This is a genomic window from Nocardioides sp., assembly GCF_030655615.1.
Taxonomy (GTDB): Bacteria; Actinomycetota; Actinomycetes; order Propionibacteriales; family Nocardioidaceae; genus Nocardioides.
Genome location: NZ_JAURVJ010000005.1, coordinates 26359 through 49773 on the forward strand (window position 1 = coordinate 26359; position 23415 = coordinate 49773).

General features: G+C 72.3%; 26 protein-coding genes. 12 read left to right on the forward strand and 14 right to left on the reverse strand.

Annotated features, from left to right (window positions below; translation table 11 throughout):
* Positions 1–583: 583 nt before the first annotated feature.
* The 4 genes from Q7T52_RS00345 to Q7T52_RS00360 all read right to left on the reverse strand — a co-directional run bounded on the left by Q7T52_RS00345 (position 584) and on the right by Q7T52_RS00360 (position 3843).
* Positions 584–1732 (reverse strand): NDMA-dependent alcohol dehydrogenase, encoded by a 1149-nt coding sequence (locus Q7T52_RS00345; RefSeq protein ID WP_304798355.1) that lies wholly within the window; start codon positions 1730–1732, stop codon positions 584–586.
* 111 nt (positions 1733–1843) lie between these two features.
* The gene (locus Q7T52_RS00350) at positions 1844–1987 is read right to left on the reverse strand and encodes a hypothetical protein (RefSeq protein ID WP_304798358.1); all 144 of its coding nucleotides are present in this window, start codon (positions 1985–1987) and stop codon (positions 1844–1846) included.
* Between the two features lie 159 nt (positions 1988–2146).
* Positions 2147–2941, reverse strand: coding sequence for a class I SAM-dependent methyltransferase (locus Q7T52_RS00355; protein WP_304798361.1), 795 nt, complete (start codon positions 2939–2941; stop codon positions 2147–2149).
* A 71-nt stretch (positions 2942–3012) separates the two neighbouring features.
* Entirely contained in the window at positions 3013–3843 is an 831-nt protein-coding gene (locus tag Q7T52_RS00360; RefSeq protein WP_304798364.1) for a hypothetical protein, read from the reverse strand.
* A 254-nt stretch (positions 3844–4097) separates the two neighbouring features.
* Here Q7T52_RS00360 and Q7T52_RS00365 point away from each other — a divergent pair, with 254 nt between their 5' ends.
* The 6 genes from Q7T52_RS00365 to Q7T52_RS00390 all read left to right on the forward strand — a co-directional run bounded on the left by Q7T52_RS00365 (position 4098) and on the right by Q7T52_RS00390 (position 11068).
* Positions 4098–5309, forward strand: coding sequence for a GAF domain-containing sensor histidine kinase (locus tag Q7T52_RS00365; RefSeq protein WP_304798366.1), 1212 nt, complete (start codon positions 4098–4100; stop codon positions 5307–5309).
* 324 nt (positions 5310–5633) lie between these two features.
* A complete protein-coding gene (locus Q7T52_RS00370) occupies positions 5634–6782 on the forward strand; it encodes an ATP-binding protein (RefSeq protein WP_304798369.1) in 1149 nt (382 codons plus the stop codon).
* Positions 6779–7210, forward strand: coding sequence for a response regulator (locus Q7T52_RS00375; protein WP_304798372.1), 432 nt, complete (start codon positions 6779–6781; stop codon positions 7208–7210). The genes Q7T52_RS00370 and Q7T52_RS00375 overlap by 4 nt, the downstream gene beginning before the upstream one ends.
* A complete protein-coding gene (locus Q7T52_RS00380) occupies positions 7207–8406 on the forward strand; it encodes a cell wall metabolism sensor histidine kinase WalK (RefSeq protein WP_304798375.1) in 1200 nt (399 codons plus the stop codon). The genes Q7T52_RS00375 and Q7T52_RS00380 overlap by 4 nt, the downstream gene beginning before the upstream one ends.
* Positions 8407–8480: 74 nt before the next feature.
* Positions 8481–10655 (forward strand): PKD domain-containing protein, encoded by a 2175-nt coding sequence (locus Q7T52_RS00385; protein WP_304798377.1) that lies wholly within the window; start codon positions 8481–8483, stop codon positions 10653–10655.
* A 209-nt stretch (positions 10656–10864) separates the two neighbouring features.
* On the forward strand, positions 10865–11068 hold the full coding sequence (locus Q7T52_RS00390; RefSeq protein ID WP_148615953.1) for a cold-shock protein: 204 nt from the start codon (positions 10865–10867) through the stop codon (positions 11066–11068).
* Between the two features lie 56 nt (positions 11069–11124).
* Here Q7T52_RS00390 and Q7T52_RS00395 read toward each other — a convergent pair whose 3' ends face one another.
* The 6 genes from Q7T52_RS00395 to Q7T52_RS00420 all read right to left on the reverse strand — a co-directional run bounded on the left by Q7T52_RS00395 (position 11125) and on the right by Q7T52_RS00420 (position 16497).
* A complete protein-coding gene (locus Q7T52_RS00395) occupies positions 11125–11694 on the reverse strand; it encodes an AAA family ATPase (protein ID WP_304798383.1) in 570 nt (189 codons plus the stop codon).
* On the reverse strand, positions 11691–12041 hold the full coding sequence (locus Q7T52_RS00400) for a hypothetical protein (protein ID WP_304798386.1): 351 nt from the start codon (positions 12039–12041) through the stop codon (positions 11691–11693). Before Q7T52_RS00400 ends, Q7T52_RS00395 begins: the two co-directional genes overlap by 4 nt.
* A 62-nt stretch (positions 12042–12103) precedes the next feature.
* Positions 12104–12844: a pentapeptide repeat-containing protein gene (locus Q7T52_RS00405; protein WP_304798388.1), complete on the reverse strand. Its 741-nt coding sequence runs from the start codon at positions 12842–12844 to the stop codon at positions 12104–12106.
* A 31-nt stretch (positions 12845–12875) separates the two neighbouring features.
* The gene (locus tag Q7T52_RS00410; RefSeq protein WP_304798391.1) at positions 12876–14501 is read right to left on the reverse strand and encodes a DUF6345 domain-containing protein; all 1626 of its coding nucleotides are present in this window, start codon (positions 14499–14501) and stop codon (positions 12876–12878) included.
* Between the two features lie 82 nt (positions 14502–14583).
* Positions 14584–15672 (reverse strand): C1 family peptidase, encoded by a 1089-nt coding sequence (locus tag Q7T52_RS00415; RefSeq protein ID WP_304798394.1) that lies wholly within the window; start codon positions 15670–15672, stop codon positions 14584–14586.
* Positions 15673–15750: 78 nt separating this feature from the next.
* Entirely contained in the window at positions 15751–16497 is a 747-nt protein-coding gene (locus Q7T52_RS00420) for a BTAD domain-containing putative transcriptional regulator (RefSeq protein ID WP_304798397.1), read from the reverse strand.
* 145 nt (positions 16498–16642) lie between these two features.
* Between Q7T52_RS00420 and Q7T52_RS00425 the strand changes: the two genes are divergently transcribed.
* Entirely contained in the window at positions 16643–17632 is a 990-nt protein-coding gene (locus Q7T52_RS00425; RefSeq protein WP_304798399.1) for a 5'-3' exonuclease H3TH domain-containing protein, read from the forward strand.
* On the opposite strand, the gene Q7T52_RS00430 is transcribed toward Q7T52_RS00425, so the two are convergent.
* Positions 17616–17777, reverse strand: coding sequence for a hypothetical protein (locus Q7T52_RS00430; protein WP_304798402.1), 162 nt, complete (start codon positions 17775–17777; stop codon positions 17616–17618). The genes Q7T52_RS00425 and Q7T52_RS00430 overlap by 17 nt on opposite strands.
* A 35-nt stretch (positions 17778–17812) precedes the next feature.
* Here Q7T52_RS00430 and Q7T52_RS00435 point away from each other — a divergent pair, with 35 nt between their 5' ends.
* The 5 genes from Q7T52_RS00435 (at position 17813) to Q7T52_RS00455 (ending at position 21810) form a co-directional block, all read left to right on the forward strand.
* The gene (locus Q7T52_RS00435; protein WP_304798404.1) at positions 17813–18478 is read left to right on the forward strand and encodes an SDR family NAD(P)-dependent oxidoreductase; all 666 of its coding nucleotides are present in this window, start codon (positions 17813–17815) and stop codon (positions 18476–18478) included.
* A 111-nt stretch (positions 18479–18589) separates the two neighbouring features.
* A complete protein-coding gene (locus tag Q7T52_RS00440; protein ID WP_304798407.1) occupies positions 18590–19105 on the forward strand; it encodes a hypothetical protein in 516 nt (171 codons plus the stop codon).
* Between the two features lie 200 nt (positions 19106–19305).
* Positions 19306–20520, forward strand: coding sequence for a ferredoxin reductase family protein (locus Q7T52_RS00445; protein ID WP_304798409.1), 1215 nt, complete (start codon positions 19306–19308; stop codon positions 20518–20520).
* A gap of 4 nt (positions 20521–20524) precedes the next feature.
* Entirely contained in the window at positions 20525–20965 is a 441-nt protein-coding gene (locus tag Q7T52_RS00450; protein ID WP_304798412.1) for an FMN-binding protein, read from the forward strand.
* A 5-nt stretch (positions 20966–20970) separates the two neighbouring features.
* A complete protein-coding gene (locus tag Q7T52_RS00455; protein ID WP_304798414.1) occupies positions 20971–21810 on the forward strand; it encodes an FAD:protein FMN transferase in 840 nt (279 codons plus the stop codon).
* Here Q7T52_RS00455 and Q7T52_RS00460 read toward each other — a convergent pair.
* The 3 genes from Q7T52_RS00460 to Q7T52_RS00470 are packed head-to-tail and all read right to left on the reverse strand — an operon-like array spanning position 21726 to position 23322.
* A complete protein-coding gene (locus tag Q7T52_RS00460) occupies positions 21726–22157 on the reverse strand; it encodes a hypothetical protein (protein ID WP_304798417.1) in 432 nt (143 codons plus the stop codon). The two genes, Q7T52_RS00455 and Q7T52_RS00460, sit on opposite strands and share 85 nt — an antisense overlap.
* Positions 22157–22288, reverse strand: a complete 132-nt coding sequence (locus tag Q7T52_RS00465; protein ID WP_304798420.1) for a hypothetical protein — start codon at positions 22286–22288, stop codon at positions 22157–22159. The genes Q7T52_RS00460 and Q7T52_RS00465 overlap by 1 nt, the downstream gene beginning before the upstream one ends.
* On the reverse strand, positions 22285–23322 hold the full coding sequence (locus tag Q7T52_RS00470; protein WP_304798422.1) for an HNH endonuclease signature motif containing protein: 1038 nt from the start codon (positions 23320–23322) through the stop codon (positions 22285–22287). Before Q7T52_RS00470 ends, Q7T52_RS00465 begins: the two co-directional genes overlap by 4 nt.
* Positions 23323–23415 lie beyond the last annotated feature (93 nt).

The following is a 23415-nucleotide window of genomic DNA, read 5'->3' on the forward strand; positions in this document are numbered from 1 at the left end:
CACGCTACGCCGAGCGTCAAGATGACCGGAACTGGAGCGGCGGCCCGTTCGCCGGCTCACCACGACTGCTGCGACCGATGAGTTCCGCAACGGGCACGAGTCCAGTTCTCGTGTCACACCACCTGGACCGCGGCGACCACTTCGACGGAGTCAAGATCGGACGACCCGCCACCGGTGCGTTGATCGACGCCGGCTACCTGTCGATCAGCGAACTCCCCTCAGACCTGGGCGACCTGGCCGCACTGCACGGGGTCGGGCCTGCTGCACTCCAACGCCTGGCAGACGCACGAGGCTAGGGTCCGCCCACCGCTACCGCCCGGAGTGCTCCCTCGTGCCGAAGCGTTCCGACCTGGCCGCTCCCGTGCGGCGGGCCACCGCCGAAAGAGGCGTCGGCGAGGGCGGGGCAGCGGGCGTCAGACTGCGCACCTACCGCCTGGTGCCGGTCGCCAACCCGTCGTACGCCGAGCTCTTCGGCACCACGCCGTGGTCATCGCAAAAGAGGTCCACCCTGACGAACCGGGTCAACCAGGTCTACGGCGACGCCTCTTGGTCCGGATGCTGCCGGTCGGGGCTGCCGGACGCCTCACTCGTACCTGATGACCCCTCGGATCGTCTTGCCGTCGCGCATGTCCTGGTAGCCCTGGTTGATCTCGTCGAGGGTGTACTCCTTGGTCACCATCTCGTCCAGCTTGAGCTTGCCGTCCATGTAGAGCGCGAGCAGGCGGGGGATGTCGTAGCGCGGGTTGGCGTTGCCGAAGATGCAGCCGACCAGCTCCTTGCGCTGCATCGACATGTCGAACAGGTTGAGCTTCACGTCGTCGGCCATCATGTTGGAGACCGAGGTGACCACGGCGCGGCCGGCCTTCTTGATCAACGACATCAGGGGCGCGATGTGGGCGCCCTCCGCGAGGCCGAGGGCGAGGATCGCCTTGTCGGCCATCGCGCCGTAGGTGATCTCCGACAGGAGGGGCTGAGCCTCCTCCATCGACGCCGCCGTGTGCGTGGCACCGAGGGTGAGGGCCTTCTCGCGCTTCCACTCGACGGGGTCGATGGCCATCACGAACCTGGCGCCGGCCATGGCGGCACCCTGGACGGCACTCATGCCGATGCCGCCGAGGCCGACCACGGCGACGGTCTCACCGGACCGCACGTCTGCGGCATAGGTCGCCGACCCCCAGCCGGTCGTGACGCCGCAGCCCACCAGGGCGGCCTTCTCGAGCGGGATGTGCTTCTCGATCTTCACGGCACTGTCGACCGAGACCACGGTGTAGGGCGAGAAGGTGCCGAGGCCGACCATGATCCCGAGGTCGGTGCCGTTCTCGGCGTGGTGGCGATAGCTGAAGTCGCTGAGCTGCATGCCGCTGAGCAGGAAGGCGCCGAGGTCGCACAGGTGGGTCTTGCCGGTCGAGCACGACGGGCACTTGCCGCACGACGGGATGAAGCTGAAGACCACGTGGTCGCCGACTTCGAAGCCGACCGTGTCAGGACCGATCTCCTGCACGACCCCCGCGCCCTCGTGACCGCCGATCACCGGGAACTGCCGGAGTCCGAACATCTCGGCCAGCTCGGGGTCGAGCACCATGTCGCCGGTGACCATGTGCTCGTCGGAGTGACACAGGCCCGAGGCGGCCAGCTTGACGAGGATCTCACCCTTCTTGGGCGGGTCGAGCTCGATGTCCTCCACGCTCCAGTCGGTGTGCGGCTTCCACAGGATGGCGGCGCGTGTCTTCATCGGGCTCCCTCGGGTCAGGTGCAGCGGCAAACTAGAACGTGTTCCAGAAGGTAGTGCGTCGGTGTGGCATGCGTCACGAGGTAGCGGCCATGTATTTCGGCGCCGAACCTGTCAGTCGCGGACGATGCGGCGGGACTCGCCGACGTACGAGATCGGTCCGAAGGACGTCGGCGCCCGGATGGCCGTCAGGGTGATCGCGTCACGACCGGGACATCGCGGCCGGGCCCAGCTGTCGACGCCGACCGGGCGGGTCACCCGGTGACGGCACCTCGTCCGAAGCTCCCCGTGCCGACGCGACACGTCCCACCTACCGCCTCACGGGCCGCGACCGTGGGCAGCGGGTTCTGTTCGTGTCACCTACGCGCGGCACGCCGGCGGTGAGGTCCTCGACGTCCTGCCGGACGGGCAACAGGCCTAGCTCGACTTCCTGGGTCGGAAGTACTGCCCGTTGGGCTTGTTGAAGGTCGCGCAGCACGTGGCGAAGGCCTGGCTGAGCGTGGCGCTGTAGTGCTCGTCCAGGACCCCTTGGACCTTGTCGACGACGTCCTCGGGGATCTTGCGGGTCAACGTCCAGGGCAGCGCGAAGGCGTCGAGGGCGATGCGCTCGATGCGCTCCGGGGGCAGGTCGAGCGACACCGCGAAGAGGTTGCCGCCCCCGGAGGTGAAGACCTCGCGGTGGGACTCGGGAAACTGGTCGAAGAGGAACTTCGGCCCCACCCCGCGACCGTTGGGCTGACGCCGGAACAGGGTGAGGTCGTCCTGCAGCACCAGCCGCGGGCCCGTCAGCACGACGTTGACGCACAGGGTGTCGATGAGCGGCCACGGATGGACGTGACCGCCGTCGACCAGCGCCATGTCGTAGGTGGCGCCCGCGGCCACGACGTCGGCGGCGGTCCACCCCGTCCGACGCTCGACGGCGACCTTCCCGTCCGGGTAGGCGAGCGGGATGACGAAGCCGGCCTCCCTGCTCGGGTCGGCGTAGAAGTGGTCGAGCAGGTCGACCGTCGTCAGACGCTCGCCACCGTGCTCCTCCAGCATGTGCGCGATGACGGCGGCGGAGAGCCCTGACGCCGTACCGATCTCGAGGAACGACGCCGGTCGGTGCGCGGCGATCAGCCCCTCGATCGAGACGAGGTCCTCCACCGACATGGTGCCGAACCCGGGCTCACGATGAGCCCCACGGATGCTGGCGATGGCGTCTCGGTCCATCGGGTGACCCTACGTGTGTGCGGCCGCGCTCTCGAGCGGACACCGGGCGACCCGTCAGGAGACCGAGGCGGTCAGGGGTAGTTGATGCGGTCGGCAATCGCCCAGAGCGACGTGCGGCGCGTGACGCGCAGGCACTCGATCTCGGCGTCGGCCAGGAGGTCGGCGGCGAGGTCGGCGCCGCCGGCGATCACGGTGCTGTCGTGGTCGACCTCGCTGTGCACGACCCAGGAGTGGTCCTCGGGCCACCAGTACGACGGTGACTGCACGAACCCCTGCTCCCGCGACCACTGCGCCCACCTCGTGCCGTCCGTGTGGGTGGGCTCCCTCCCGAACGTCGCCATCCCCGTCAGCCCGCCGGGAGAGTGCGCCTGCTCCTCCATGCCCAGGACCTCGAGCTCGACCGAGAGTGGTGGCACCTCGAGCACGGGGACGGCGGGGAACAGCCAGTAGCTCCGGAACGGCCGCCGGAACATCGGGAAGTCGTGCCATCCCTCGGGGGCCTTGCCCGTGCCGTTCCACAGCGCGGCGTGGCAGGCGTCGGGTGTGGTCGTGTGCCGGGCGAGGTGGTGGGCGAGCCGGCGAAGGGTCAGCGGGTCCAGCGAGCCGGTGAGGGGTTGGTCGCTCGGCGACTCCGGGTCCCCGGGGCGGTGGAGCGACAGGTCACGGCCACCGGCGATCGCCACCCACTGGGCTTCGGGGTGCAGGACGGTGCCGTGACGTCGCGCGACCTCGGCCCAGGACGCGGCGGACTCGTCGTCCGGCAGGCCCTGGTCGGGCCGGTGGAAGACGCGCAGGTAGGTCTCGAACCCGGCCGGCAGCAGCTCGCCGACCGTGCCACCGAAGTCGTCTGCGTCGACCGCGAGCCACGCCGCCGGCGTCAGGTCGGTGGTCGGGTGCAGCACCCGACCAACCTAGTCAGGGCGCCCCGGCACGGTGCCGCTCTCGGTCCTCGGACCAGCTGGTCTCGGCCGCCTCGGCGGGCCTCGGCGGGCCTCGGCGGGCGTCGGCGACGACAACGCGATGGTCGTCATCGTCTGTTGGGCGATTCTGCAGTCATGAAGTGACAGGTTCCATTACATTCCGTCACGCATCTCGCCATGGTCACCCCCCAGCCTTGTCGTGAGTGGACTCCCCTGTCGACGGAAACACGAGGACGATGGACCGATCCGCACATTCCTGGGCCCCCGACGCGACGTACGAGCGTTACGTACGACTCCTACGTCACACCATCGATGCGCCGATCGCTCTCGTCTCCGTCGTGGAGGCGGTCGAGCAGGTCGTCGAGCAGGCGGTGGTCGCGGCCGCGGGACTCCCCGGGGGTGGTGACCAACGCGACGAGTCACTCCTGCGGCGTGCGTTCTGCGACCTGGTGGTCGCGGAGGGTCATCCGGTGGTCGTGGGCGACGCACGGCAGGACAAGCGGCTGGCCGACAGCCCTGCGATCTCCGACCTCCAGGCCGTCGCCTGCGCGGGCTGGCCGCTGACCGGCGAGCACGGGCAGGTCGTCGGCTCGCTCTGCGTGGTCGACACGCGGCCCCACGACTGGACGCCCACCGAGCTCGCCGTCATCGAGGACCTCGCCGCTGCCTGCTCGGCCGAGCTGGCCCACGCCCGGCTGGCCGACGAGCTCACCGCCGCCAACACCGAGCTGCAGCGCAGCAACGGCCAGCTGACCGCGTTCGCGAGCCAGGTCAGCCACGACCTCCGCACGCCGCTGGTGACGCTGTCCGGGTCGCTCGAGCTCATCGAGGCGATCGGGGTGGGCGACGACGGTGGCTCGGGGCAGGTCGAGCGGCTGCTGAGCAAGGCGACCGCCAGCACCCGACGGATGATCGACCTGGTCTCGACCGTGCTCGACTTCGCCATGGTCGAGGGACGGCTCACCCTCACCGACCTCGACCTCCGGGTGCTGCTCGACGCGGTCCGCTACGACCTCGCCGACCTGCTGGGCGACGCCGACATCTCGCTCGCCGACCCGGCACCGGTGCGAGCCGACGCGGTGCAGATCAGCACCGTTCTGCAGAACCTCCTGGCCAACGCGGTGAAGTACGCCGCGGGGTCACCGATCGAGGTCGCCGCGACCCGCGACGAGGCCGGCTGGACCCTGACGGTCGCCGACCACGGGCCGGGCATCGCCGCGGCCGACCGCGAGCGCGTCCTCCAGCCCCTCATCCGGCTCCAGGACGACGCGCCGAGCCCGCAGCGCGGACTCGGCCTCGGGCTCGCGACCTGCCACCGGGTCGCTCTCGCGCACGGTGGCGCCCTCACCCTCGAAGAGACCCCCGGCGGGGGCACCACCGTCCGCCTCCGCATCCCGCAGCGACCCATCGCCGTCGCGCAGGGCGTGGTAGTCCGCCGGAAAGGGTGAGTTGACGCCGTGCGGAAGGTGCGACTCTCCTGCGCATGGACTGGTGGTCAATTGCTGTCACCCCCGGACTGGCGCTGGGGGCTTTCGCGTCAGCCCTCGTGACCGTCTGGTGGGCCCGGCGCCATCCGCTGGACTAGCCCTCCAAGATCCGTCGGCCGCGCGACCTGGCGGGTCCAGGTCCCGGCCCTCATCGAGGCGTAGGGTTCTGGCTGTTGCAGCCGGAACAAGGTGACAGGCCTGCGAGGGGACAGCTCTCGACGGCCGTTCGTCATCTCTCGGATGCGCCGTCCTGCGGGAGCGATGACAGCCCGGATCGAGCTGACCATGTGCGCACGACCGACTCCCGACGCGCACGCCCCCCGCTCCGTCATCGACGACTGGCAGCTGCTCGCCCAGATCGTCGAGGTCTCCGGCGACGCGATCTTCAGCGAGGACATGGCCGGCAGCATCACCAGCTGGAACGCCGCAGCCGAGCGGGTCTACGGCCGCGCGGCCGCCGACATGCTGGGGCGGTCGACCAGCGAGCTGCTGCCGGACGAGACCGCGCGCCAGCTGAGCTCGGTGCACGACATGGCGCTCTCCGGGCGGCGAGTCGACCGGTTCGACACCTGGCACCTGCGACCCGACGGCCGGCACATCGCCGTCTCCCTGACGGTCTCGCCGCTGCGGGACACCGCGGGGGCCATGGCCGGTCTTGCCACGAGCGTCCAGGACGTCACCGACCGGGTCCGGCTCAGCGCCGAGCTGGAGGACGCACACCGCACCCTCGAGAAGCAGCACGTCCTGCTGACCCGCTCCAACCGCGACCTGGAGCAGTTCGCCTACGTCGCCTCGCACGACCTGTCCGAGCCGCTGCGGGCGATGACCGGGTTCGTCCAGCTCCTCGAGAAGCGCTACGCGCCCCTGCTCGACGAGCGCGGCACCGGCTACATCGCCCACGTGGTCGACGGTGCGGCGCGGATGCGGACGTTGATCGAGGACCTGCTCGAGTACTCCCGGTTCCTGCTGACCGACACGGCCAGCGGCCGTGTCGACACCGCCGCGGCGGCCCGGCGCGTCGTGACGGTCCTCGGGCTCACCGGCGTCGAGGTCGGCGTGCTGCCCGACGTCTGGCTCGACGAGGCGTCGGTGCACGCCGTGCTGCACAACCTCGTCGGCAACGCCGCCAAGTTCCGACGGCCGGAGCGGGCCTCCCGGGTCGTCGTCTCGGGGAGCCGCGAGGACGGGAGCGTCGTGCTCCGCGTCGACGACGACGGCATCGGGGTCAGTCCCGAGCACCGCGACCGGATCTTCCGCATGTTCACCCGGCTGCACGTCCGCGAGGCCTACGCCGGCACGGGGATCGGGCTCGCCATCGTGCAGCAGATCGCGGAGCGGGCGGGCGGACGCGCCTGGGTCGAGGAGTCCGACCTCGGGGGCGCCCGCTTCTGCATCACCCTGCCGGCCGTCCCCGACCAGGTCGTGCTCCCGTGACGACACCGGACTCGGCACCGCTGCGGCAGATCCTGCTCGTCGAGGACAGCCTGAGCGACATCGAGATCACCCTCGAGGCGCTGGCCGAGGCGTCGGTGGCCAGCAACGTCGTGGTGGTGAGGGACGGCGACGCGGCCCTCGAGCACCTGCGCGCGCCGAGGGTCAGCCACCCGCACCTCGTCATCCTCGACCTCAACCTGCCCCGGCTCTCGGGCCACGAGGTCCTCGCGGCCATGCGCGCCGACCCCGAGCTGCGGATGATCCCGGTCGTGGTGCTGACGACCTCCGCCGCGGAGTCCGACGTGCTCAAGACCTACGACCTCGGCGCCAACTGCTTCCTGACCAAGCCGTTCGGGGTGGACCAGTTCATCGACGTCGTCCGCTCCATCGACGGCTCCTGGCTCAACCTGGCCCGGCTGCCGCGATGAACGACCTCCACCTGGCAGTGCTCGACCACAGCAGCGACCTGCGCTTCCTCCTCATCGAGGACTCCTCCGCCGACAGCGAGCTGGTGCTGGCCCTCCTCGAGCTCGAGTTCACCAACGCCGACATCCACACCGTGCGGTCCCTGGACGAGGCGCTCACCCGGCTGCGGGACGAGCCCTACGACCTGGTGCTGGCCGACCTGAGCCTGCCCGACGCGGACGGCCCCACGGTGGTGCGAGCGGTCCGGACCGCCAACCCCGGCACCGCCCTCATGGTGCTGACCGGGCGCAGCGACGGGGCGCTCGCGCTGTGGACCCTGGCCGAGGGCGCGCAGGACTACCTGGTCAAGGGCCAGCACGACGGCCCCCGGCTCGCGACGGCGCTGCTGCACGCGCTGCAGCGCCAGCGTGCCGAGCAGGAGGTGCACGGCCGCCTGGTGGCGGCGCTGCACCAGGAGAGCGACGCGGCGGACCGGCTGCGGGAGCTCAACGAGGCCAAGGGCGAGTTCGTCGCCACCGTGAGCCACGAGCTGCGGACGCCGCTCACCAGCATCGCGGGCTACGTCGAGCTCCTCCAGGAGGACGTCGGTGCCGGGGGCGTGAGCCCGAGGGCGGCGACGTTCGTCGACGCGATCGCTCGCAACGCCGAGCGGCTGAGCTCCCTCGCAGGGGATCTGTTGGTCCTGTCCGGCTTCGAGCCGCACGCGGCGCCGATCGAGATGGTCGAGGTGGACCTGTGTGACGTCGTCGAACGCGCTCGCGAGGTGCTCGCCACCCTCCGCCCGCACCGGCCCCTGGAGGTGCACTTCGTCCTGCCCAGGTCGCAGGTGGTCGTCCTCGGCGACGCCGAGCAGCTCGAGCGCGTCGTCCTCAACCTGATGAGCAACGCGTACAAGTTCAGCGAGGACGACGGGGAGGTCGTCTGCCGGTTGAGCAGTGAGGGTGACGAGGCGGTCCTCGCCGTCACGAACTCCGGGACTCCCATCCCCCCGGACGAGCAGGCCCGCATCTTCACGACGTTCTTCCGGGGATCCTCGGCGCGGGAGCGGGCGATCCAGGGCACCGGGCTGGGGCTGGCCATCGTCGCGGCGATCGTGGAGCAGCACCGCGGCGTGGTCTCCGTCGCGTCCGGCAGCGAGCGCGAGACGACCTTCAGCGTCCGGTTGCCTCTCACGACCACGGGTGGTGCGACCCGCTAGGGTGACGTCGGTCACGCGGTTCAGAAGTGCGAATCGTGTTCGACCAGTAGACCTCTCGCGAAAGGCCCGGCCCCATGACCCGTCTCCCGAGCACTCCCTCCCGCGTCCTGGGTGCCGCGGTCACGCTCCTCGTCCTCGTCGGCCTGCTCGCGGTCACCCGCCTGAGCCCCGACGCCGTCGCCGCCGAGCCGACCCGCACCTGGGTGGTCGACGCCGTCGACGACGGCCGGGGCAACCGGTGGGAGTCGGTCGAGACCGGTACGTCGACCGTGCGGGTAGCGATCGGTGACACCGTGGAGTGGCAGTTCGACCGCGCCGTCATCGACCACGACCTGACCTCGGCCACCGACTCCCCCACCGCCTGGCTCCCCCCGGTCGAGGAGTTCCGGACCCCGGGCGGGGCACCGTTCCGCTACACCTTCGACCGGCCGGGCACCTACTCCTACCTGTGCTCCATCCACGGCACGGTCATGACCGGCACGGTCGTCGTCGAGGAGCCGGGGCAGGTCAACCAGGCCCCCACGGCCGACCCGATGGTCGGCACGCTGACCGGCACCGCCCCGCTCGCCGTCAGCGTGATGGCCCACGCGGACGACGCCGACGACGACCCGCTGACCTACCTGTGGGACTTCGGGACCGGAGCCGAGGCCGACCGGTCGACGTTCGAGGACGCCAGCTTCGTCTACACGACCCCCGGCTTCTATCATCTCCGGCTCCAGGTCTCCGACGGCCGCGGCGGTGTCCTCGAGCGGACCTGGCAGGTGACCGTGGGCGGGGGCGGCGACGCACCGCTGGTCGACGCCGTCGCCGCGCCGACCTCCGGCCCCGCTCCCCTCCCGGTCGCGTTCACCGGGCGCGCCCACGACACCCAGGGCGGGACCCTCACCTGGGCCTGGGACTTCGGCGTCGCCGGCACCCAGGACGTCGCGAGCACCCCCGCCGCGACCTTCACGTACGACGCCCCGGGCACCTACACCGCGACCCTGCGCGTCACCGACGCCGAGGGCCACCTCGGTGTCGACACGGTCGAGGTCATCGTGACCGGCGACGGCGCGGCCGGGCTGCCCGAGGTCGTGGCGACCGCGGCGCCCCGCACCGGACGGGCGCCGCTCGGCGTCAGGTTCTCGACCGAGGTCACCACGGGGGGCGACGTCCGGGCCTACTCCGACGGGCTGACGAGCTATCCCGACCTCGCCGGCACCGCCACGCTCGTGCGGCGTCGCGGGGCGTCGTACGCCTCCATCGACGTGAGCGGCCTCAAGCCCGGCGCGGCCCACCAGGTGCACGTGCACGAGCGGTCGTGCGCCGACGAGCGGGGCGGCGTGCACTACCGGTTCGACGAGACCCAGCCGTTCGGCGAGGCCAACGAGATCTGGCTCTACTTCACCTCCGACGCCCAGGGGCGCAGCACGCTCGTCGAGTCGACCCGCCCGCTGCGGGCCGGACCCCAGGCCGCCGCGATCGTCGTCCACGACCCCGACAACCCGGCCCGGCGGATCGGCTGCGTCGACCTCGTGCCGAGCACCGTCGACCTCGCCTACGACTGGGACTTCGGCGACGGCACCACCGGCGAGGGACCCGACCCCGACCACGTCTATGCCGCCGACGGCACCTACACCGCGACCGTGACGGTCGCCAGCGTGCACGCCGGGCACGGCACGGGCCTCGACGCCACGACGTCCTCGTCGGTCGAGGTGGTGGTCGACTCCGTCGCGCCGCAGACCACGGTCACCGGCGGTCCGTCCGGTCCGGTCCGGTCCCGGAGTGCCCGCTTCCGGCTCACCGGCAGCGAGTCCGGCAGCACCTTCGCCTGCCGTCTCGACGGTGGGACGTGGGCCGCCTGCCCGACGGCGGCGACGTTCCGTGCCCTCCGCGACGGCCGCCACACGCTGCAGGTCCGCGCGACCGACGGGGCCGGCAACACCGACCCCACGCCGGCCGCACGCACCTGGACCGTCGACACCACGGGTCCCGTCGTCCGTGCCACCAGGCCGACCGGCACCACCCGCGACCGCACGCCCACGCTCCGGGTGACCGTCACCGACCGCGACTCGTCCGTGCGCCGTCAGGCCCTGGTGCTGCGTCTCGACGACAACCGCGTCGGCCCCGGCCGCTACGTCGCCCGCACCGGGGTCCTCACCTGGACCCCTACCCGCCCACTGGCCCGCGGACCTCACCGCGTGCGGCTCCAGGCCGTCGACGCGCTCGGCCACCGCACCGTCAGGACGTGGCGTTTCCGGGTCGGGTGAGACCGTCGACGCGGCAAAACGAGGAAAGTGGGGCGGAGGCACTAGGGTCGGTGTTGTTGAAGGGATGGCGCTGCAGGCCATCCGCGCCGCGCACCAAGTCGCGGCCCATGTTTCGTACTTCTGGTCTTCGGTTCGCTGGACATCAGCACAGTGGATGTCTTCAGCGCCAGGGAGCACAGTGCTCCCGGTACCGAACAAAGGAAATCATCATGGCTCAGGGAACCGTCAAGTGGTTCAACGCTGACAAGGGCTTCGGCTTCATCGCGCAGGACGGTGGCGGCGAGGACGTGTTCGTCCACTTCTCCGCGATCCAGACGAGCGGCTACAAGTCCCTCGACGAGAACCAGAAGGTCGAGTTCGACCTCGCCCAGGGCCCCAAGGGTCCCCAGGCCGAGAACGTCCGCATCGCCTGACATCACGTCACTGAGGAGCCCCGACCGCTTGCGGTCGGGGCTCCTTGCTGTCCGGGTCAGGTGAGCTCGGTCGGCGTCCACGCCGGCCAGTGCGCCTCGCCGACGAGCCGTCCCTCCTCGAAGCGAGCGACCTCCGCGAACGGGTCGGCCGCACGGCTGTTGTCGTAGCAGGTCGTCCGGTCGGCGACCTCGCGGGCCGCCACGACGAGCGGCCACAGCCGCGCGTGGCGTTCGCGGATCTTGGCCTCGGGGACGTCGTGGCCGCCGCGGCGGACGCGCTCGGACACGCGGGCCACGCTCAGGGCGACCGGCACGAGCGTGACGTGGAGGTGGACGAGGTAGCCGGCGGCGTCGGCGGCCCGCACCAGGTCGACCTTGCTCGGGTGGCTGAAGACCGTCTCGGTGACGTACGACGACCGCTCGGCCAGGAGCCGACCGCGCTCGGCGGCGGCGAGGCGGGAGGCCTCGTAGGCGTGCTCGAGCTCGGCGCCCGGCCACTCGCGTGCGGCGATGACGTCGGCGTTGACGAAGGGCAGGCCGGTGCTGGGCACCAGGACCCGCTCGGCGAAGGTCGACTTGCCGCTGCCGTTGGGCCCGGCCAGCAGGTGGAGGACCGGGGTGGTCACCCGGGGTGGCGAACGACCAGGTTGCCGGCGGCGTCGACCTCGGACCAGGACTCACCGGCCGCGGCGAGCTCGCTCTCGAGGTCGAGCGCGGCGCGCGCGGCGTCGATGCGCTCGTCCCACTCGGCACGGACGACTGCCTGCTCCGGGTCGCCGAGCGAGTCGTAGGGCTGGCGGCCGGCGAGGACGCGGGCGATGTCCTTGTGACTGACCTGGCGCGACGACTCGAGCTCGCGACCCAGGCGGGCCCAGTGGCTGAGCTGCTGGGCGGCGCTGCGGCTCATGAGCGCGCCGCTGGCCTTGGCCGCCTCGAACAGGTCACCGTCGATGCGGGTCGGCATCGTCGACATCTGACCACCTCCTGTGCTCGGTGCCACCACTGTAGCAACCTGCTACACCGCCGGAGCGGACCTCAGCGGACGGTCACCGCGACGGAGAACACTCGAGCGGGCTCGGAGGCGGGGTCCCAGGGCTGCGCGAGCTCGAGCCCGACGACGGCTCGGCCGGCCGCCCGGGCGACGAGCTCCACGACCCGGTGGCCGAGCGCCCCCGCCGCGCTCGTCGGCGCCACCTCGACGGCCGACGACAGCAGCTCCAGGCACGGGGCGGGGTCGGTGGTGATGCGCCAGCGGTAGCCGGTGGCCCCCTCGTCGAGCCGGATCCGCAGCGTCGCCCCCAGGGCCAGGGTGACCGCGCTCCCGTCCGCGGTCTCGTCGAGCACCGTCTCGTCGGGCACCGTCTCGTCGGGCACTGTCTCGTCGGGCGCCGTTGCCGGTCCCCCGGTGACGACGGCGCCCGCGAGGCCCGACGGCGGGAGCACGGCGCCGGTCAGGTCCGCCCCCGAGAGGTCGGTGCCGGTCAGCGCGGCCCCGTCGAGCAGCGCGCCGGTGAGGTCGGCTCCGCGCAGGTCGGCGGCGGTCAGGTCGGCGTCGCGCAGGTCGACGCCGACGAGGCTGGCCGACGTCGCGACGACCGACCACAGGTGGGCCGCCCGCAGCACCGAGCCATCGAGGCGCGCGTCCACCAGCGTCGCGTAGCTGAGGTCGGCCCCGCTCAGGTCGAGCCCCGACAGGTCGGCCCCCGCGAGCTCGGCGCCGTTGAGCTGCGTCGGCCCGCCCGCGGCCAGGGCCGCTAGGACGTCGTCGCGGTCCATGGGTCGACGCTCCAGCGAGTGGCGGCCGCCCTCACGCGATCGGGGCCTTGACGAGGTACCGCTTGCGGTAGCCCCCGAAGTCGACCTCCACGGTTCGCACCGCCACCAGCGACGCGCGGTCGCCCTGGACGTCGTAGCCGACCTCGGTCGTCCCGGGGACGGTCGCGAACCCGACCGGGAGATCGCCCTTGAGGGCCATGCCCCGGAGCCGGTCCGAGAAAGCCCGGGCCAGGAGGCGGTCGACGTCGGGCGCGCCGCCGTCGGTGGCCGTCTGCCCCGGGGGGACCGGCTCGCTCGCCGGCCCCCGGAGGGAGCGCTCGCTGAGGTCGTCGACCACCCGGGCCGAGGAGGTCACCGACGTGACGACGCCGTCGTTGTCGACCAGCACCTGGATGACGCCGGCGTCCGACGAGACCACCGGGATGCCGGCGATGGTCTGGCGGTACTGCACCAGGGTCTCGGTGGTGTACGGCCCGTCGATGCGCTCGGGGTCCCGGGCCGAGGTGCCGGCGCCGTTCACCGACGCGACCCGGTCGAGGACCATCGGGCCGACACCGTCGAGGCCGTACTGCGCCAGCGCGTCGGCCGCGACGCTCTGGGCCGTCTGGGCGTCGAGGACGGCGTGGTTCTCGAGGTTGGCCTGGGCCAGCTGCGCGACGACCGCACCGTCCGGTCCGACAGTGAGCAGCCGCCGGCCGTCGGACACCGTCGCTCCGGCCGCCCCGCTGCTCAGCGACGACGCGTCGAAGCCGAACTGCGCCGCCAGTCGGCCGGCCGACTGCGCGCTGGGGGGCGCGAACGCCGCGGTCAGCGGCTGGTCCGGCACCGCGCGGTTGAGCTCGCGGGCAGAGGCGGCGGCGGCGTACCAGCGCCACCACCAGTAGTTGCTGCTGACGGCGCCCCACTCGAACGACCGCTCGTTGTAGCACCGGGCCTGAGCCTCGGCGGCGGACGCGCCACAGGCGGCGGCGGTCGGTGTCTGGTGGGGCGAGATCGCCCAGCTGGCGTTGAGCCAGGCCGAGCTGAGGCTGTCCCCGGCGTTCCAGCGGTTGCCGAAGTTGCGGCCGTAGTTGGCGTTGTCATAGCTGACGGTCTCGAACCCGAAGAGCATCCTCAGGCCCTTGTTGGGCCCGGACCACGTGCGGTAGGGCGAGTGACCGTCGAAGACCCGGAGCGAGAAGCAGGTCGACCAGAACGCGTAGCGGCAGTACTCGTTGCCGATGGCCATGTTGCTGGAGACCACCGTGCAGTCGTTGCCGGCCCAGGCCGAGCCCATCGGGACGTAGAACACGCCGTTGTTGTCCATCCCGCCGTGACCGCTGTGATAGCTGATCAGCGCGGAGTCGACGCCGTAGGTGTCCTGCCAGTTGTCGAAGTCCTCGTAGTAGGCCCAAGCCTTGACGCCCGCGTCGGTGAGCCAGAAGTTGGGCGCCACGCCGAACCCGCCCAGCCACTGCAGGAACCCCTGCGCGTCGTCGTGGGTGAGCGAGAGGGCGCCCTGGTTGCAGAACGTCTCGATGCTGAAGGCGCCGACGGTGTGGCTGACGGCGGCGGCTGCAGCACCGGCGGACGGGGCGACCGGTCCCGTGGCCGGGACCTCGGTCGCGGGCTGGTGGGTCGTGTCCGGCGGGACGGTGGTCGGGACGGTGGGAGGCATGTGTGGCCCCTCCTTCGGGGAGCTGGTGACGGAGACGGAGCTGGTGACGGGTGCCGGGGCCGGCGGCCCAGGACGGGGCACTTCAGTAGACGTAGACCTCGACGATGCGGTCGTTGACGAGCCGGACGTCGACGGCGGTCTTGGACGCGCGCGCGGACTGCAGGGTGGTGAGGAGGGCGAGGTGCTCGGCGTCCGTCCCCCCGCCGACGTTCTTCCAGCCGGAGCCGACGACGAAGGCCGACGAGTTGCGCGGCTCCGCCACGGCCCAGGTCCCGGAGACCTGCTTGCGCTTGAGCCAGACGTCGTCGATCTGCGTCTCGGGCAGGTCGACGCCCCACATCTCGAAGTCGATGCCGCACTCGCCGTAGCCGATGCGGAAGAACCCACCGTCGCCCCAGGTGGTGCCCCAGCTGTTCTTGGCGATCCAGGCGCGCTGGTTGTCGTCGTACCCGATGATGCAGACGCAGTGCCCGCCCGCCGCGGCGCCGGTCTGGTGGCGGTAGACCCCGGTCTTGTAGGCGAAGAAGTCGTCGTAGACCTTGAAGCACCCGACGGCCGGACCCGCGGTGGCCAGCCAGTCCTTCATCTCCTCGATGCTGCCCAGGTGCTTCCAGGCCGTGATCTTGCTGGTCCGCTCGTCGGCGTCGGCGCAGGTCCGGCACTCCTGGTCGCCGGCGGTGTAGGGGAAGCACGCCTCGTCGACGACGCCCTTGTCCCTCACGGCGTCGAGCGCCCGGTCGGGCCACCAGCCGGTGCTGCAGGTGCGCCCGTCCGCCTTGGCGTGGCAGTAGAACAGCTGCGCCTCGGAGAGGTCGATGGCCAGGTTGGGGTCGCGGGCGCCGAACCGGGCGGTCCCCTCCATCGTCGCGATGGTCCCGAAGGACACGCAGGACCCGCACGCGCCCTGGTTCCTGATCGGCTGCACGTAGGGCGTCAGGTCCACCTTCGACGGGGCTCCGGCGCTCACGCCGGCCCCGAACGCGTGCGCCGCGGCGGCCTCCTCGCGGTCCTCGAAGCTGGCCACGCCGTCCGGCGGGTCCGCGCCCAGCCGGATCCGGCGCTCCTGGGTGCTGAGGACGGACATCGAGGTCTCCCCCGCTGTCCAGCTGGCTCCCTCGGCGGCCAGGGTCGCCTGGATCGCCGTGACGTCGACGCTGCTGTCTGCTGCCATGTGCCCACACCTCTGTCGTCCGCGGGACGCTCCGGACGGGACTTCCGAGCGTCGGGCGACAGCGTGGTGGAGAGGCCGTTACGCCGGCGTGAGCGCCGCGTGACTGCGGCGTCCGCCGGTGGCGAGGAACGGGCGCACCAGGTCGGTCATCAGGGTGGTCGGCGGGATGCGCAGCTCGTCGTGGAGCAGACGCTCGAAGTAGTGGTAGTGCCGCAGGGCCTCGACGACGTTGCCCTCCTGGAGGTGTACGCCCACGACGACGCGGTTGGAGCTCTCGCGCAGCGGCTCGATGTGCACCGCGGCGAGCGCGGCGTCCAACGCCTCCGCCGGCCGTCCCTGGTCGCGGCAGCCCTCGGCCACCGCCTCGAGGGCGTGGAGACGGAGCTGGCGCAGCCGCTCGCGCTGCGGGTGGACCCAGTCGTCGTACCACCCGGGGAGCAGGTCGCCCTGGGTGAGGAGGCTCATCGGGTCCGGGGTCGACGCGCAGGTGCGCCCCGCGACGAGGGCCGACGCGCAGGCTGCGACCTGGTCGACGTCGACGGTGACCTCCCTCGCGAGGGCGATCGACGACTCGGTGATGGACAGCAGGCCGCCCAGCTCGTCGCGTCGCCGGAGCCGGAAGAGCAGCGTGCGCAGGCTGCTGTGGGCGTGGTGCTCGGACTCCTCGGGCCAGAGCGTGCCCGCGACGTACTCCCGGCTCGGGCGTCGGCTGAGCGCGACCAGCGCGACGAGCCGCTGGGTCTGCTGGGAGACCGGCATCGGCGCGCGGTCGGCACCGGTGAGGTCCCACCCTCCCAGGAGGGTCAGGTGCAGGCTCTCGGTCACGACGCCCCCCATCGGTCGCTCGGTGCGGGCAGCCCTTGCTGCGGCCGACGTTACCGAGGTCTGACAGGCCGCACATGGTCACAACGGGGCAGATCCGGGCGGTTCCAGGACCGGGCGCGGAGCCGCCCTAGGCTGGTCCCCCGTCATGACCACGTCCGAGAGCACCGACCCGCGCCTGCTGCTGGTCGTCGACGCGCCCTCGCTGCTGCACCGCAACCACCACGCCCGCGTGGGCTCCGACCTCCGCGACCTGGGCGGCCGGCCGGCGTGGGCGCTGCACGGGATGCTGCGCCAGATCCTCGAGGCGGTCGACCGGTTCGCACCCGACCTGGCGGTCTTCGGCTTCGACGACCGCCGGTCGTCGGTGCGGGCGACGACCTACCCGGACTACAAGGCCGGCCGCGCCGAGAAGCAGCCCGACCTCGTCGACCAGCTCGACCGCGCCGCGGCGATGCTCGCCGCGATGGGCCTGCACACGGTCACCCCCGACGGGCTCGAGGCCGACGACGTCAGCGCCTCGGCCGCGGCCTGGGCGGAGCGCGAGCGGTGGCGGTGCGTGGTGGTCACCTCCGACCGCGACACCTTCGCCCACCTCAGCGCGACGACCCGGGTGCTGCGGCTGATCGACGGCGGGATCCACGGCTCTCCGCTGCTCGACCCCCAGCGCCTCTTCACGATGTACGGCGTCGCGGCCGAGCACTACCTCGACTACGCCGCGCTGCGCGGCGACGCCAGCGACAACCTGCCGGGCGTCTCGGGCATCGGCAAGAAGACGGCCGAGCTGCTGCTGGCGGGAATGGGCTCCATGCAGGAGGTGTGGGCCGACATCGAGCACGCCGCGGGCGCCAACCTCGTCGCCACCCTCGACTCGTTCGCCGCCGACGAGGGCGGCCGCCGGATCGGTGCCGGGGTGCTCAAGAAGCTGACGGCCGAGGGCGCCCGGGCGCAGTTCGAGTTCAACCGGTCCATGATGACCAGCCGCGACGACGTCGACCTCGGCATCAGCGCCGACGCCGACGCCGGGCCGAGCGGGCGGTTCCCGCTCGACCCCGACGTCGTGGCCAGGGTCGTCGGCTACCTCGGCAACGCCGAGACGACCGACCTGGCGCTACGAGTGCTCACCACCAGCGCCTGACCCGCTTGGCGAGCGAGGTCGCGCTCGCCGTGCCCCCGGCGCCGCGCACGGTGATCCGCACCGACTCGGCGTGGTCGGCGTACGTCGGTCCGTCAGCCGGGCCGTCGTCGTGCGGGTGCGCTGGGGGCCACTCACCCTTCAGCACGGAATGGCGGGCGCCTCCGGGCCGGTTGCCCTCCCATGACTTCCATCGCGATCATCGGAGCAGGATCAGGTCTCGGAGCAGCGGTGGCCCGGCGGTTCGGCCGTGAAGGCTTCACCGTCGGGCTCATCTCGCGCAACCAGGGCCGCCTCGATGCCCTCGCCGAGGAGCTGTCCCAGGACGGCGTGCGGGCGCAGGGCTTCGCGGCCGACGTCCGCGACCCGGCGTCGCTGACCGCCGCCCTGCGCGCGGTCACCGACGAGCTCGGGCCGATCGAGGTGCTGCAGTACTCGCCCCTGCCTGCGAAGGACTTCATGCGCCCCGTGCTCGAGACCACGCCCGAGGACCTCGTCGGGCCGATCGAGTTCTCGATCTACGGTCCGGTCGCTGCGGTGCACCAGGTCGTGCCCGGCATGCGTTTCCTGGGCGAGGACCGCGGGACCATCCTGTTCGTCAACGGCGGGTCCGCCGTCAAGCCCGGCCGCGCCGTCACAGGTACCTCGGTCGCCTTCGCTGGACAGGCCGCCTACGCCGAGCTGCTCCACGAGGTGCTCGGCGAGGAAGGCATCCACGTGTCGCAGCTCATCATCGGCGGTGCGATCAGCGAGGACGACGACGAGAAGAGCCCGGCTGCCCTCGCCGACAAGCTGTGGGACCTGCACACCGAGCGCGACACGTTCCGCTTCCAGATCAGCGCCGACTGAGCCGACGGGCGCCGGCGGGTTTGGGCCCACAGGTTCCTCACAAGGTCGCCCGAGGGACGACCCAGGTAGCGGCTCCATCGTGGTCCTCGACCCACCCCGAGGAGGCACCCAATGACCGACCAGTCCACCAGCGGCAACCGCTGGGAGCCTGAGACTCCCCCGTCCGCCCCAGCCGCCACACCCGCACCCGGTGCGACCGCTGTCCAGGACCCGCCGGCCCCGCCGGTCGGAGCCTGGGCCCCGCCGCCGGTTCCCCAGCGTCACGGACTCAAGGACCGCTGGCAGGGGGCACCCCGTGGAGCCCGCCTCGGTGCCGCAGGTGCCCTGGCGCTCCTGCTGCTCCTGGCCGTCGGCCTCGGCGGCTTCGCCCTGGGGCGCGGCACCGCCCCGGACGGGGGCGGCCAGCCGGACGGCCTCACCCCGGGTGGACGTCCAGGCGACCGTCCCGACGTCGACTTCGGCGGCGACGGCGGGCCCGGGCGCGGCGACTTCGCGCCACCGGACCAGGGCCTCGACGACGGCACCGGGACCGACGACGGCACCAACAGCGGGACGGGCACCGGGACACTGTCCTGGTACGTCGTCCCGAACCCTGCCGCGGGGTCAGCAGGCTCGACGGCCGCATGACCGTCCTGGCGTCGCCGCCGGTCGCGCGCTCGTCGCGGCCAGCGGGGCTTCCAGCGCTCGGGCGACGTGCCCGCCGTGACGCGGTGGTCCGCCACGCAGCAGGTTCGGCCCTGTGGCTGAGCCTGCTGCTCGTCTCGTACTGGTGGGTCTCCGGCGGTGGCGTCCGGGACCTCGCCGGGTGGGGTGAAGGGCTGACGTCCGTGGGACGCCTGACCGGTCTCGTCGCGTCGGTCCTGCTGCTCGCCCAGGTGCTGCTGATGGCGCGGATCCCCGCCCTCGAGGCGGCGTACGGACAGGACCGGCTCGCCCGGATCCACCGCTGGGTCGGCTTCACGTCGTTCAACCTGATGGTCGTGCACGTCGTGCTCGTGACGTGGGGCTATGCCGCGGGGTCGCTGCTGCGCATCCCGGCGATGCTCTGGGAGCTGACGGTCAACTACCCCGGGATGCTCCTGGCCGTCGCCGGGTCGCTGTCCCTGGTCATGGTGGTCGTCACCAGTGTCCGGGCGGCTCGCCGTCGCCTGCGCTACGAGTCGTGGCACCTCCTGCACCTCTACGCCTACCTCGGCGTCGGCCTCGCTCTCCCCCACCAGCTGTGGACCGGCCAGGACCTTGTCTCGTCGACCGCGCGCACCGTGTTCTGGTGGACGGCCTGGGGCGTGACCGCTGCCGCCGTCCTCGTGTGGCGCGTTGGGCTGCCGCTCACGCGGACGCTGCGCCACGACCTCCGCGTGACGTCGGTCGTCCCCGAAGCCCCGGGCGTCGTGTCGGTATACCTCACCGGACGACGTCTCGAGTCCCTCGGCGCCGAGGCCGGGCAGTTCCTGGTCTGGCGCTTCCTCGGCCGCCGCGGCTGGACCCGCGCCAACCCCTACTCGCTGTCGGCCGCACCCGACGGTCGCAGCCTGCGGATCACCGTGCAGTCCGTCGGCGACGGCAGCGCCGCGCTGGGCGTCGTGCGCCCAGGCACCAGGGCCGTGGTCGAGGGGTCGTACGGACGGCTCAGCGCCCGCTCGCGCAGCCGCCGCAAGGTCGCCCTGATCGGCGCCGGCGTCGGGCTGGCCCCGCTGCGCTCGCTCGCCGAGGGGCTGGCCTACCACCCCGGTGAAGCCGTGCTGCTGCACCGGCACAGCACGCATCCGCTGTTCGCCCGCGAGCTGGGTCAGCTGTCCGCCGAGCGCGGTCTCGGGCTCGTCCCGCTGCCCGGGCCCCGGCGCGGGCCGTCCTCCTGGCTCGGCGCCGGGATCCACCCGCAGGTCAGCGACCTCCAGGCGTTGCAGCACTGGGTGCCCGACATCGCGGAGCGCGACGTGTTCGTCTGCGGACCGCAGGCTTGGGCCGACCTGGTCCGCGCCGACCTCCGCCGTGCCGGGCTCCCGCCCGAGCACCTCCACCTCGAGACCTTCGGCTGGTGACCCGATGACCCGCATCACCCTGTGGGCCCTGAGCACGCTCAGCGTCCTCGTCCTGCTGTTCGGCTACCACACGTCGACCGCCGGGCCCTCCGGCACCGCGTCGCCGCCAGCGGCGTACTCCGGGAGCGTCGCCGGCGCTCCGGCGGCTGCCACGTCCGGCGGGACGACGGCCGGGACCTTCACCGGCGACGCCGCCGACACGCGGTGGGGACCGGTGCAGGTGGCCATCACGGTGGCCGACGGGACCATCACCGACGTCCAGGTGCCGGAGTACCCGACCGGCAACCCCAAGGACGAGGAGATCAACCAGTACGCGCTGCCGGTGCTCATCCAGTCGACCCTCGACGCCCAGGGCGGTGACATCGACATGGTCAGCGGCGCCACCGTGACCAGTGTCGGCTACCAGGAGTCGCTACAGAGCGCCCTCGACCAGGCGGGACTGTGAACGTCGTGAGCACTCGACCGTGGCGTGCCGTCGAACAGGTCATGGGCCTGCCGATCAGCGTCGCCCTGCGCGGACGGCACGCCGGAGACCGGCGCGGCCACGACGCGTGGTCAGCCGTGGTCGCCGAGCTCCGTGAGGTCGACCGCGTCTTCAGCACCTATCGCGCCGACTCGGTCGTGTCCCGCCTGGACCGCGGTGAGATGACGCCGGCCGCGGCGCCGCCAGAGGTCCGCGAGGTCCTGGCCATCGCGGAACGCGCGCGGGTCGAGTCGGGCGGCGCCTTCGACGTACGCCGCCGTGGCGACGACAGGGTTGTGCGGCTCGACCCGAGCGGGGTGGTCAAGGGGTGGGCGGTGCAGCGCGCTGCGGCTCATCTGGCCGCGCTTCGGGAGACCGACTACTGCCTCGGCGGCGGCGGGGACGTCGTCGCCCGCGTCGTCGATCCTCAGGCCCCGGCGTGGCAGATCGGCGTCGAGGACCCTCGCGAACCCAGACGTCTGGTCGCCCGGGTGCCCCTGCGGGACGGGGCGGTCGCGACCTCGGCCGAGACCCACCGCGGTCCCCACGTCGTCGACGCCCGGACCGGACGCCGACCGACCGGTCTCGCGTCGGTCACGGTGGTGGCCCCGGACCTCACGTGGGCCGACATCGACGCCACCGCGGCGTTCGCGATGGGCACCGACGGGCTGGCCTGGCTGGAGTCGCGTCCCGGTCGCAGCGGGCTCGTCGTGCTCGACGACGGCACGCCACGCGTCCTCGGTCAGCCGGCGCGGTGCCTGCCGTCGGCATCGTCGACGCCGTCGGCCGGGATGCCCTTCATGTCGGGGCCGACGATCGGCTCGTAGTCGGGGGCACTGGTGTCCACGCGCGGGTCCACCTCGTCGGCCCGGCGTACGACGTCCTCCTGCGCGGCCTGCTCCTGCGCGAGGTCACGGTGGGCGCCGGCTGCGGTCTGCTCGGCCTGGTCGGCCCGGGCCCGCGCCCGCTCGGCCTCGGCGTCCGCCTGCTGGGCCCGCTCCTCAGCGGAGCGAACGTCCGGCAGGTGGCCCGCCGCCCGGCCGCGCAGGTCATCGGCGTGCGCGAGCTGCTGCTGGCGCTGGTGGTCGGAGCGTCGCCGCAGGAGCAGCGCGACCAGCGCGACGACCGCCACGACGACGACCACCGCCACGACGATCCAGATGACGGTGCCCATCACTCGCCCTCGGGCTCGGGGGCGGGCTTCGTCTGCGGGTCGGCGTAGGGCTGGTCCGGGTCGAGGCTCGGGACGACGTCGGGGTGCTCGTCCGGCGTGGCCGGCTCGGGGTCCTGGGGCATCGTGGTCATCTCCCCACGGTGCCGCTCCCGGGCCCGGTGGTGTCCACCCGCTGAGGTGGTCTGGCCGCCACACACGGTGGTCGAGCCGCGGGGACGAAGTCACCGCGAGTCGAGACCTCCGCAGGCGACGTACTCAGGTCGACCACACGGAGGTCGAGGAGACCAGCCGCAGGGCTGGGATGGGCCGGGTGGGTCGGCTGCGGGGATCTCGACACGCCGGGCCATAGCCGGCCCGTCGGCTCGATCACCGTGAGCCGTCGCGGTGCTCCCAGGCCCACCACACGGTGGTCGAGCCGCGGGGACGGAGTCACCGCGTGTCGAGGCCGCGCAGCGACGTACCCAGGCTGACCACACGGAAGTCGAGGAGACCGCGACCGGCCGCGGCGGCGGGGTCGGGTCGGCGGAGTCGATTGCGGGGATCTCGACACGCCGGGCCGTAGCCGGCCCGTCGGCTCGATCTCCGTGGGAGTGCCGCCATGGGCATGCCAGCGACCCCGTCCTCTTGGTGGGTGCGGGGTCCTCGGGGCGTTCAGGGTCGTCGACGGCGGTGGTCGACGACGTAGCTGATCCCGGGTGGGGCTGGTCCACTCGTACAACCCGGGCTCGAGGACCCGGTAGGACCAGTGGCCGTGGGTCTTGGCCCGGTGGTGCCGCCGACACAACATCGCGAGGTTCTCGACGCTCGTCGGGCCGCCTGCGTCGAACGGGACGATGTGGTCGAGGTCGACGTGGCGGCGGTGGCAGCCCGGGAACACACACGTCCCGTCCCTGAGGCGCACTTGTTCGCGGATGGCCTCGGTCGGGCGGTAGGCCTCGGTCGAGAGGTTGGTGTTGAGATCGATGACCGGCTTCACCGTCACCTTCGTACCCGCGCTCTCGCACCAGTGCCGGATCTGCTCGAGCAAGACCGGGGACCACGTGTTCTCCACGAACCCCGGACGGGCGGCAGCTTCGGCGTCGAGGTGGACGTAGAGCGTCACCCCCCGACCCGACCCACTCGACTCGGGGAAGTCGAGGTCGAGGGCGAGCTGGTGGCGGCCCATCTCACCCAACGCATGAGACCGTCGTACGTCGAGGGTCTCGGTGGAGCCGAGGTCGGCCAACGCCTGGGCGCCGGACTTCAACGCGGCTTCGAG